This is a genomic window from Streptococcus pseudopneumoniae, from assembly GCF_038148935.1.
Classification (GTDB): domain Bacteria; phylum Bacillota; class Bacilli; order Lactobacillales; family Streptococcaceae; genus Streptococcus; species Streptococcus pseudopneumoniae_U.
In genome coordinates this window covers 1-10,893 of the sequence record NZ_JBBJZX010000066.1, presented here as the reverse complement: position 1 = coordinate 10,893, position 10,893 = coordinate 1, and the positions used below count along the sequence as shown (strand labels likewise).

General features: G+C 42.7%; 8 protein-coding genes. All 8 read left to right on the top strand.

The window, feature by feature from the left end:
- The first annotated feature begins 246 nt into the window (after positions 1-246).
- The 8 genes from metE (at position 247) to WKI42_RS07600 (ending at position 10,265) form a co-directional block, all read left to right on the top strand.
- The gene (gene metE / locus WKI42_RS07635; RefSeq protein ID WP_368081606.1) at positions 247-2,496 is read left to right on the top strand and encodes a 5-methyltetrahydropteroyltriglutamate--homocysteine S-methyltransferase; all 2,250 of its coding nucleotides are present in this window, start codon (positions 247-249) and stop codon (positions 2,494-2,496) included.
- Positions 2,497-2,597: 101 nt separating this feature from the next.
- Entirely contained in the window at positions 2,598-3,464 is an 867-nt protein-coding gene (metF, locus tag WKI42_RS07630; RefSeq protein WP_368081605.1) for a methylenetetrahydrofolate reductase [NAD(P)H], read from the top strand.
- A gap of 366 nt (positions 3,465-3,830) precedes the next feature.
- The gene (pnp, locus tag WKI42_RS07625) at positions 3,831-6,044 is read left to right on the top strand and encodes a polyribonucleotide nucleotidyltransferase (RefSeq protein ID WP_368081604.1); all 2,214 of its coding nucleotides are present in this window, start codon (positions 3,831-3,833) and stop codon (positions 6,042-6,044) included.
- A gap of 15 nt (positions 6,045-6,059) precedes the next feature.
- Positions 6,060-6,677: a serine O-acetyltransferase gene (gene cysE / locus WKI42_RS07620; protein ID WP_000539985.1), complete on the top strand. Its 618-nt coding sequence runs from the start codon at positions 6,060-6,062 to the stop codon at positions 6,675-6,677.
- A gap of 11 nt (positions 6,678-6,688) precedes the next feature.
- The gene (locus WKI42_RS07615; RefSeq protein ID WP_050260953.1) at positions 6,689-7,573 is read left to right on the top strand and encodes a GNAT family N-acetyltransferase; all 885 of its coding nucleotides are present in this window, start codon (positions 6,689-6,691) and stop codon (positions 7,571-7,573) included.
- Between the two features lie 81 nt (positions 7,574-7,654).
- Positions 7,655-8,998, top strand: coding sequence for a cysteine--tRNA ligase (gene cysS / locus WKI42_RS07610; protein ID WP_050260954.1), 1,344 nt, complete (start codon positions 7,655-7,657; stop codon positions 8,996-8,998).
- The gene (locus WKI42_RS07605) at positions 8,991-9,377 is read left to right on the top strand and encodes a Mini-ribonuclease 3 (protein ID WP_045604720.1); all 387 of its coding nucleotides are present in this window, start codon (positions 8,991-8,993) and stop codon (positions 9,375-9,377) included. Before cysS ends, WKI42_RS07605 begins: the two co-directional genes overlap by 8 nt.
- Positions 9,378-9,380: 3 nt before the next feature.
- Complete coding sequence (locus WKI42_RS07600; protein WP_050260955.1) at positions 9,381-10,265, top strand: helix-turn-helix domain-containing protein; 885 nt, start codon at positions 9,381-9,383, stop codon at positions 10,263-10,265.
- Positions 10,266-10,893 lie beyond the last annotated feature (628 nt).

Sequence of the window (10,893 nt, the reverse complement as noted above, 5' to 3'; positions counted from 1 at the left end):
AGTCTTTTCTAATAACAAGCCATAGTCACTTATAAGAATTACTAATAACGCGTTTGAACCGTCTAACTGAAATAAAGCTATAAAACAAGCTACACAAAGGATTTGAGGCATTTGTCTCAAGTCTTTTTCTTTTGTCTAAAACGGAGATATAGTTTCAAACTATATCAAAGCCTAATTTTTTACAATTATACAGACGCTTTCTTTTCTGTTAAGATAGTTTCAACAACAAATTTTGGAGGACACATCATGTCAACTACAATCATCGGTTTCCCTCGTTTGGGCGAATTCCGCGAATTAAAATTTACAACTGAAAAATACTTTAGAAAAGAAATCTCAGAAGAAGAACTCCTTGCTGCAGCAAAAGACTTGCGTGCGAAACACTGGAACATTGTCAAAGAAAAAGGTATCACTGAAATTCCATCAAATGACTTTTCTCACTATGACAACTTCCTAGATGCAGCTTTCCTTTTCAACGTGGTACCTGCTTCAGTTCAAAACTTGGACTTGTCTGACCTTGAGCGCTACTTCGCTTTGGGTCGTGGTTACCAAGGAGAAAAAGGGGACGTTCGCGCCCTTCCAATGAAGAAATGGTTCAACACCAACTACCACTACATTGTGCCTAAATTTGAAAAAGGCACTCAAGTCAAACTTGCAGGTCACAAGATCTTCGATGAGTTCCAAGAAGCAAAAGAACTTGGATTGAACACTCGTCCAGTTCTTGTAGGTCCATTCACTTTCCTTCAATTGTCAGACTTTGAAGAAGGCGTGAAAGCAGAAGACTTCGTAGACAGCTTAGTGGCTGCTTACCAAGAAGTTTTTGCTAAATTGGCAGAACTTGGTGCGACTCGTATCCAATTGGACGAAGCGGCTCTTGTAAAAGATTTGACAGCTGAAGAAAAAGCTCTCTTCTTGAACCTCTACAACAAACTCTTGGCTGACAAAAAAGGTCTTGAAGTCTTGCTTCAAACTTACTTCGGTGATGTTCGTGATGTCTATGCTGACCTTGTAAACTTGCCAGTAGATGCTATCGGTCTTGATTTCGTTGAAGGTAAGAAAACTCTTGAACTCGTTAAAGGTGGTTTCCCAGCTGACAAGACTCTTTATGCAGGTATTGTCAATGGTAAAAACATCTGGCGTAACAACTATGAAAAGAGCTTGGCTGTTCTTGAGCAAATCCCAGCTGAAAACATTGTCTTGACAAGCTCATGCTCACTTCTTCATGTGCCATTTACAACAGCTAATGAAGAATTTGAACCAGCAATCTTGAACCACTTTGCCTTTGCAGTTGAAAAATTGGATGAGATTCGTGATTTGGATGCTATCCGCAATGGTCAAGGTGAAGAAGCACTTGCAGCTAATAAAGAACTCTTTGCGACTGAGCGTGTTGGTGAAAATGCTGAACTTCGTGCGCGTATCGCTGGCTTGACAGACGCAGACTACACTCGTTTGCCAGCCTTTGCTGAACGTGAAGCTATCCAAGAAGAAGCTTTCAAACTTCCAGCTCTTCCAACAACAACTATCGGTTCATTCCCTCAAACTAAAGAAGTTCGTGCTAAACGTTTGGCTTACCGTAAAGGTGAATTGTCTCAAGAAGAGTACGATGCTTTCCTTGCTGAAACGATCGATGAATGGATCAAATGGCAAGAAGATATTGACTTTGATGTCCTTGTTCACGGTGAATTTGAGCGTAATGACATGGTTGAGTACTTCGGTCAAAACTTGTCAGGTTACCTCTTCTCTAAAAATGGTTGGGTACAATCATACGGTATGCGTGGGGTGAAACCACCAATCATCTGGGGTGATGTCACTCGTCTTAACCCTATCACTGTTAAATGGTCTAGCTATGCACAAAGCCGTACAAACAAACCTGTTAAAGGTATGTTGACTGGACCTGTTACCATCCTCAACTGGTCATTCCCACGTGAAGACATCTCTATCAAGGATTCTACTCTTCAAATCGCCCTTGCTATCAAGGATGAAGTGCTTGACCTTGAAGCTGCTGGTGTGAAAATCATTCAAATCGACGAGGCTGCTCTTCGTGAAAAATTGCCACTCCGTCGTAGCGACTGGTACGAAGACTACCTTGACTGGGCAATTCCTGCCTTCCGCTTGGTACACTCAACAGTAGCGCCAGATACTCAAATCCACACTCACATGTGTTACTCAGAATTTACAGATATCATCCCAGCTATCGACAACATGGATGCAGACGTTATTTCCTTTGAAGCTAGCCGTTCAAACCTTGAAATCTTGGACGAACTCAAAGCGAAAAACTTCCAAACAGAAGTGGGACCTGGGGTTTACGATATCCACTCTCCTCGTGTGCCAAATGAAGGCGAAATCGACCATACAATCGAAGCCATTCTTGCTAAAGTGCCAAGCAAGAAAGTTTGGATCAACCCTGACTGTGGTTTGAAAACACGTGGTATTCCAGAAACAAAAGAAAGCTTGATCCGCCTTGTGGAAGCAGCTAAAGCTGCGCGTGAGAAATTGTAAGATAAGATTTCTCTAAAAGCGCTGTTTGGTCAATCTGCCTGTTTCACTTGGGTTCTAGGAGTCCAGCTAACGAAAAAATCAACTAGAAAAGGATAATGACTATGTCACGCCAAACACCGTCACTCTCATTTGAAGTGTTCCCTCCCAACCCAGCAGTGGGTAATGATAATATTATTTCTGCTCTTCAAGATATGCAGGAGTTGGCTCCTCACTTTATCAGTGTAACTGCCAGCAATAATAAATTTAATATCAAGGAAACGACGGTCCGTTTGGCTGATTTTATCCAAAATGACTTAGCGATTCCGACCATTGCCCACTTGCCAGCCATCTATTTGACTAAGGACAAGGTTGCTGAAACTATTGCAGACTTGGACAAGGTTGGAGTGCAGAAAATCTTGGCTCTTCGTGGGGATATTATTCCAGACGTGGAACCACAAAAGGATTTCCGCTATGCAACGGACTTGATCGAGTTCATCAAGGAACAAGCCCCTCACTTTGATATTGTTGGTGCTTGTTATCCAGAAGGCCATCCAGATTCACCAAATCAGATTTCAGATATTCAAAATCTTAAGAAGAAAGTGGATGCAGGCTGTTCGAGCCTCGTAACTCAGCTTTTCTTTGACAATGAGCGCTTCTATGATTTCCAAGACAAGTGCATCTTGGCTGGGATTGATGTTCCTATTCATGCAGGGATTATGCCAATTCTGAATCGAAATCAGGCTCTCCGTCTCTTGAAGACCTGTGAGAATATCCATCTTCCACGCAAATTTAAAGCCATCTTAGACAAGTATGAGCATGACCCTGAGTCGCTCAGCGCAGCAGGACTTGCCTATGCAGTGGACCAAATCGTGGACTTGGTAACTCAGGATGTGGCCGGAGTGCATCTCTACACTATGAACAATGCAGAAACAGCAAAATACATCCACCAAGCAACCCATGCCTTGTTTAATCACCAGTCTCTAGGATAATAAAAAGCAAACCATTCTTCTCAGCTGAGGGGAATGGTTCCTTTTTAATGGTAAAGACCGCACTTTTTAAGAAAAATATGATAAAATAGACTCTGTACGTACTTGATACAAAGATGAGGATATAAACAGATTTTTAACTATTCAAATCTGCTATAAAAAGGAAAAATACTAAAGAATAATATTTTTAAACTTTTCAAAGTATCTAATAGTTGAACACGGGCTAAATCCCTAGTGAAAAAGATAGATTTCCTAGTGTGCATCGCACACTGCATCAATCTCCTATTTTCATACGGGATTCTTTACGCCCTTTGTATCCTGATCTTTGTAGGCAAGGCGTATAATTTCATCAACCCAAAGGGGATTAAAATGACAAAACAAGTGTTTCAAACGACTTTTGCGGGTCGTGAGTTAATTGTAGAGACTGGTCAGGTTGCTAAGCAAGCGAATGGCGCAGTTGTCGTGCGTTACGGTGAGTCAACTGTCTTGACTGCTGCCGTTATGTCTAAGAAGATGGCAACTGGGGATTTCTTCCCACTTCAAGTCAACTATGAAGAAAAAATGTATGCAGCTGGGAAGTTTCCTGGTGGCTTTATGAAACGTGAAGGACGTCCTTCAACAGATGCGACTTTGACAGCGCGTTTGATTGACCGTCCAATCCGTCCTATGTTTGCGGAAGGTTTCCGTAATGAAGTGCAGGTGATTAACACCGTGCTTTCTTATGATGAAAATGCTTCTGCACCGATGGCAGCTATGTTTGGTTCATCCTTGGCACTTTCTATCTCGGATATTCCATTCGACGGACCAATCGCTGGGGTGCAAGTGGGCTATGTAGATGGTCAAATCATCATTAACCCAAGTCAAGAACAAGCAGAGCAATCTCTTCTTGAATTGACAGTAGCGGGTACCAAACACGCCATCAACATGGTAGAGTCTGGTGCTAAAGAATTGTCAGAAGAAATCATGCTGGAAGCCCTTCTCAAAGGGCACGAAGCAGTCAAAGAATTGATTGCCTTCCAAGAAGAAATCGTTGCTGCTGTCGGTAAGGAAAAAGCAGAAGTAGAATTGCTTCATGTGGATGCTGACTTGCAAGCTGAAATCATCGCAGCCTACAACAGCGACCTCCAAAAAGCGGTTCAAGTAGAAGAAAAATTGGCTCGTGAAGCTGCAACTCAAGCAGTTAAAGACCAAGTGACTGCTGTTTACGAAGAAAAATATGCGGACCATGAAGAATTTGACCGTATCATGCGTGATGTGGCTGAAATCTTGGAACAAATGGAACACGCTGAAGTGCGCCGTTTGATCACAGAAGATAAGGTACGTCCTGATGGTCGTAAGGTCGATGAAATCCGTCCTTTGGATGCGGTTGTTGACTTTCTTCCTCGTGTGCACGGTTCAGGTCTCTTCACTCGTGGACAAACTCAGGCTCTTTCAGTCTTGACCTTGGCTCCGATGGGTGAAACTCAAATCATTGATGGTTTGGACCCAGAGTACAAGAAACGCTTTATGCACCACTATAACTTCCCACAATACTCTGTAGGGGAAACTGGTCGTTACGGTGCGCCAGGTCGTCGTGAAATTGGTCACGGTGCTCTTGGAGAGCGTGCCCTTGCTCAAGTCTTGCCAAGCTTGGAAGAATTCCCATACGCTATCCGTCTGGTAGCAGAAGTCTTGGAATCAAATGGTTCTTCATCTCAGGCTTCTATCTGTGCGGGAACTCTTGCCCTTATGGCTGGTGGTGTGCCAATCAAGGCGCCAGTAGCAGGAATCGCCATGGGTCTCATCTCAGATGGAAACAACTATACAGTCTTGACAGATATCCAAGGTTTGGAAGACCACTTTGGAGATATGGACTTTAAGGTTGCAGGTACTCGTGACGGGATTACAGCCCTTCAAATGGATATCAAGATCCAAGGGATTACTGCAGAAATCTTGACTGAGGCTCTTGCCCAAGCCAAGAAAGCGCGTTTTGAAATCCTTGATGTGATTGAAGCAACCATTCCAGAAGTTCGTCCAGAATTGGCTCCAACTGCTCCGAAAATTGATACCATCAAGATTGATGTGGACAAGATTAAGATTGTCATCGGTAAGGGTGGAGAAACCATCGACAAGATTATCGCTGAAACAGGCGTTAAGATTGATATCGACGAAGAAGGAAATGTGTCTATCTACTCTAGCGACCAAGATGCTATTAACCGTGCTAAAGAAATTATTGCTGGTTTGGTCCGTGAAGCCAAAGTGAATGAAGTTTACCGTGCTAAAGTCGTTCGTATCGAGAAATTTGGTGCCTTTGTTAACCTCTTTGACAAGACAGATGCCCTTGTTCATATCTCTGAGATGGCTTGGACGCGTACCAATAATGTCGAAGACTTGGTAGCAATCGGGGATGAAGTTGATGTTAAGGTTATCAAGATTGATGAAAAAGGACGTGTGGATGCTTCTATGAAAGCCCTTCTTCCTCGTCCTCCAAAACCTGAACGTGATGAAAAAGGTGAAAAATCAGAGCGTCCTCACCGCCCACGTCATCACAAGGATCACAAACCTAAGAAAGAATTTACAGAAACACCAAAAGATTCAGAATAAGAAAAGGAGAAATGTATGGGATGGTGGCGCGAAACCATTGATATCGTAAAAGAAAATGATCCAGCGGCCCGCACCACTTTGGAGGTTTTGCTGACTTATCCAGGTGTCAAGGCCTTGGCGGCCCACCGTCTCTCGCATTTTCTCTGGAAGCATGGCTTCAAACTACTGGCTCGTATGCACAGTCAGTTCTGGCGCTTTTGGACTCAGATTGAGATTCATCCAGGTGCCCAGATTGATTCAGGTGTCTTTATCGACCATGGTTCGGGTCTGGTGATTGGAGAGACGGCTATCGTTGAGACGGGAGTTCTCCTCTATCATGGGGTGACTCTTGGGGGAACAGGGAAAGACTGTGGCAAACGCCATCCGACCGTTCGAAAGGGAGCTCTCATATCAGCCCATGCCCAAGTTATCGGACCTGTGGAAATCGGTGAAAATGCCAAGGTCGGTGCAGCAGCAGTTGTCGTGGCAGACGTGCCTAGTGATGTGACGGTTGTTGGTATTCCTGCTAAGATTGTCCGTGTACATGGTAAAAAGGATGAGCCGGTCATTCACGAAGTTGAAGAAAAACGAGAGTACTATGTCAATAAACTCGAGCAGGCTAAAGATGCCAGTCACAGATCGTCTGGTTTGTAGAGGGTAGCTATATGATTCAAGCAAGAAACAAGTTAAGCCAAGAGGAGCTATCTGAGGCGAAAAAACTAATTAACTGTTGCCAAAACTATGACGGTACCTATCGTGATCCCTATCTTTCTAACATGCTTAATTTTGACCCAAACATGCCCGCCTTTTTCCTTTATTATGAAAAAGGCGAACTTGTTGGTTTATTAACTGTCTATGCAGATGACCAAGATGTGGAAGTGACGATACTGGTTCATCCAGATCATCGCCATCAAGGGATTGCGCGTGCATTGTTTACTAGTTTTGAGAAAGAAATGGCTTCTTTTCCTATTCGTTCAGTTACTTTTCAGACAGAACGTATTTTTCTAGACCGTCATCCTGATTTTGTCAGCAACTGGGGATTGGTTGAGGACGAGGATACAGAAACTTGGTTAGGTAAGGATAGAAGACCTTATCAGTTAGCAACCATTTCCAATCTTGAAGTTTTGTTAGCAGATAGTTCGTATCAGGATCAAATTAGTCAGTTAAAATTTCAGGCATTTTCAGAGGAACATGAATCGAGAGAAGTTGTGGATAGATATGTCTCTGAAGCTCTGAAAGATCCAGAAAGTCGCTTATATATTTTGTTAAAAGACGGTCAGGTTATTGGAACTTGCACGGTAGATTTATCGACTAATACGAATTACTTCTACGGGTTAGCAATATCTGAACCTGAACGTGGGAAAGGCTATGGAAGCTACTTAGCAAAATCCCTTGTCAACCAACTAATTGAGCAAAATGATAAGGAATTTCAGATTGCAGTGGAAGATAGCAATGTAGGTGCCAAGCGCTTGTATGAAAAAATTGGCTTTGTCAAACAGACTCAGGTGGTTTATCTGAATGAGAAAGGAGCAAGGGATTCCGAAGTGTAGAGATATTCGGACTGAAATTCAATTAAACTGTCAGTGTTCTAATGAACTGTTCTTGTATTTCAGCTTTCCTGATTATGATTTATGATTAAAATTTACGACACCATGTCTCGTGATTTGCGAGAATTTGTCCCAATCGAGGACGGCAAGGTCAAGATGTATGTTTGTGGGCCAACCGTGTACAACTATATCCACGTGGGGAATGCCCGCTCAACAGTAGCTTTTGATACGGTTCGTCGCTATTTTGAGTATCGGGGATTTGAGGTCAACTATATTTCCAATTTTACAGATGTGGATGATAAGATTATCAACCGTGCCAAGGAAGAAGGTATCACGCCTCAGGAGGTTGCGGACAAGTACATCGCTGCCTTTCGTGAGGATGTGACGGCCTTGGGCGTTAAACCTGCGACCCGCCATCCGCGTGTAGTGGAGTTTATGGATGACATTATCCGCTTTGTGGAAGACTTGATTGAAAAAGGCTTTGCCTACGAGAGTCAAGGGGATGTTTACTTCCGTGTGGAAAAATCCCACAACTATGCCAAGTTGGCCAATAAAACCTTGGAAGATTTGGAGTTAGGTGCTTCAGGTCGTACCGATGAAGAAACGGCTCGTAAGGAAAATCCTGTAGACTTTGCCCTCTGGAAATCTGCCAAACCAGGCGAGATTTCTTGGGATAGCCCTTGGGGATATGGTCGTCCGGGCTGGCATATCGAGTGTTCGGTTATGTCAACAGAGATTTTGGGCGATACTATTGATATCCACGGTGGTGGAGCCGATCTCGAGTTTCCACACCATACTAATGAAATTGCCCAGTCAGAAGCCAAAACAGGCAAGACTTTTGCTAACTACTGGATGCACAATGGCTTTGTCAATATTGACAATGTCAAGATGTCTAAGTCCTTGGGCAACTTTATCACAGTCCATGATGCTCTTAAAACTCTTGATGGGCAAGTACTTCGTTTCTTCTTTGCGACTCAACATTATCGCAAGCCTATCAACTTTACGGAAAAGGCAGTGCGAGACGCTGAGACCAATCTCAAGTATCTGAAAAACACTTATGAGCAACCATTTACAGGAAAAGTGGATGTCAAAGAGTTACAAGCTTTTAAAGACAAGTTTGTAGCAGCTATGGATGAGGATTTCAACTCTGCCAACGGTATTACAGTAGTCTTTGAAATGGCCAAATGGATCAACTCTGGCAATTATGATGCAAGTGTTAAGCAAGCTCTTGCAGATATGTTGGAAGTTTTTGGAATTGTCTTTGTTGAGGAAGTTTTGGATGCAGAGATTGAAACCTTGATCCAAAAACGCCAAGAAGCGCGTGCCAATCGTGACTTTGCGACAGCAGACCAGATCCGTGACCAATTGGCTGCTCAAGGGATTAAGCTCCTTGATACCAAAGATGGAGTGAGGTGGACACGTGATTGATGTCAATCTCATTAACGGGATTGCGCTAGCCTTTGAGGGGGACGCGGTGTATTCTATGTATATTCGTCGTCACCTCATCCTCAAAGGTATGACCAAGCCCAATAAACTCCATCAAGAAGCGACCAAGTATGTCTCAGCCAAGGCTCAGGCTCGCCTGATTTCTCTCATGTTGGAGGAGCAGGTCCTAACGGAAAAAGAAGAAGAAATCTACAAACGTGGTCGCAATACCAATAGTCACACCAAGGCTAAAAATGCTGATGTGGTGACTTACCGTATGTCCACAGGTTTTGAAGCAGTCATGGGCTATCTCCATATGACTGAAAATCTGGAACGTCTTGAGAGCTTGATTTTGTGGTGCATCCAAAAAGTGGAGGGTTAGGACATGATGGCAAAAGAACTACAAGACTGGTTTCCTGAAGCTCAGATTTCAGACCAGCCAGTAGAGAAAGAGGGTTATCTCACGCTCCCTTTAGCTTCTCAGCAGTGGATTTTGCTGGAGAAATCTGGTCTCAGTGAGCGTGAAAAGCAGTTGGTTGCCCTCTTGACCCAACAGGAGCAGGCTCGTTCGCTCAATCCTTGGTATTCCTATCTGATTGAGGGCAAGGGTCAGGCACCGCAATCTTTTAAAAAAATTCAGCTGGTTTATTGTCATCTTTCCTATTTTCAGCAGGAAAATCTGGCTTCTTGGCTAGATATGATGCGGACTCTTTTTCCCAACTGTCAGACGGTGCTTCAGGTCGGAGCTCAGGATTATGTTTTCGTGCTTCAACAAGACAAATACACCTCTGTACGAGCTATTTTAAGTGATACGATTGAAGCGGTTGAGTATGACTTTGGCCTTCGTCTGTCAATCATGTTGGGTCAGGTTTGGTCTCAGACAGGCTATCAAGCCCTATCAGACTTGATTAAAGCGGAGCGGGATTTGTTTAAGACTTGGTGGCGTCAGGGTCACCAAGGTGTTCATACCTTTTCACAACTCTATCTTTGGAGTATGGGGGAAAGAATTGTAGACTTGAAGCCAATCAAGGAATGTCTACACCAGATGATTTTGGATCAAGATCAGATTCAGGAAATCATCCTCTCTCTTTGGGAAAATAGTGCTGTTCTCACTAAAACAGCCCAGAAACTCTATCTGCACCGCAATTCTCTCCAATACAAGATTGATAAGTGGGAAGAATTGACAGGGCTACAGTTGAAGGAGTTGACCGACCTGACTCTGTGTTATCAATTGATTTTAGGTTCTTTGTCAACTATAGTTGGTTTGTAAAGAAGTTAATATTTGGAGAAGAGGATTTCCATCTTCTCCATTTTTATGTGCAGAGTTATAGTGGATTGAGACTGGGAAAGTACACTGCGATTGCTAAAACATTCTTAGAAGTTGCTTTGATTTTCCTAATCTATTTATGCAAATTTTATGTTATTTTACTATAGTTGTTTGATTTTTGTTTAGTATTAGAAGATTGAAAATCAATGAATAAATCTACCAGCAGATGACTCAAAACGTCCTTTTGAAGCTGTAGGTAAGGCAAAGTTGACGTAGTTTGAAGAGGTTTTCGAATAGTAGGAACATCCAATTTCGGTATGTTTACTTATGGAGTTTTTCTTAGTGATACTTATATCTAGACACAAAACTATAGCTTGAGAGCTAGTCATTTTCAGATAAGATTTAACTCTTCCTAATACTGGGTTTTATTTGCTTTTCAGAGTCCTTTTCTACTAGAAACTGGAATGTATCCTATTTATAGTAGTAATCGCTAGAAATATGGTAGAATCAAAAAAAGAATCAGCTGCTTTTTTATGTAAATTTCAACCTGTGAAGTCTAAAAATTTTTAACTTTCTCCTTTCTTTTCCGAATAAATAGATAGTAGCAGTGAATCTAGCAAACCTAGATTTA

Excerpts from the sequence above, each read along its gene's own strand:
- metF (WP_368081605.1), top strand. The coding sequence starts at position 2,598 with ATGTCACGCCAAACACCGTCACTCTCATTTGAAGTGTTCCCTCCCAAC.
- metE (WP_368081606.1), top strand. The coding sequence starts at position 247 with ATGTCAACTACAATCATCGGTTTCCCTCGTTTGGGCGAATTCCGCGAA.
- WKI42_RS07600 (WP_050260955.1), top strand. The coding sequence starts at position 9,381 with ATGATGGCAAAAGAACTACAAGACTGGTTTCCTGAAGCTCAGATTTCA.
- pnp (WP_368081604.1), top strand. The coding sequence starts at position 3,831 with ATGACAAAACAAGTGTTTCAAACGACTTTTGCGGGTCGTGAGTTAATT.
- cysE (WP_000539985.1), top strand. The coding sequence starts at position 6,060 with ATGGGATGGTGGCGCGAAACCATTGATATCGTAAAAGAAAATGATCCA.
- cysS (WP_050260954.1), top strand. The coding sequence starts at position 7,655 with ATGATTAAAATTTACGACACCATGTCTCGTGATTTGCGAGAATTTGTC.
- WKI42_RS07615 (WP_050260953.1), top strand. The coding sequence starts at position 6,689 with ATGATTCAAGCAAGAAACAAGTTAAGCCAAGAGGAGCTATCTGAGGCG.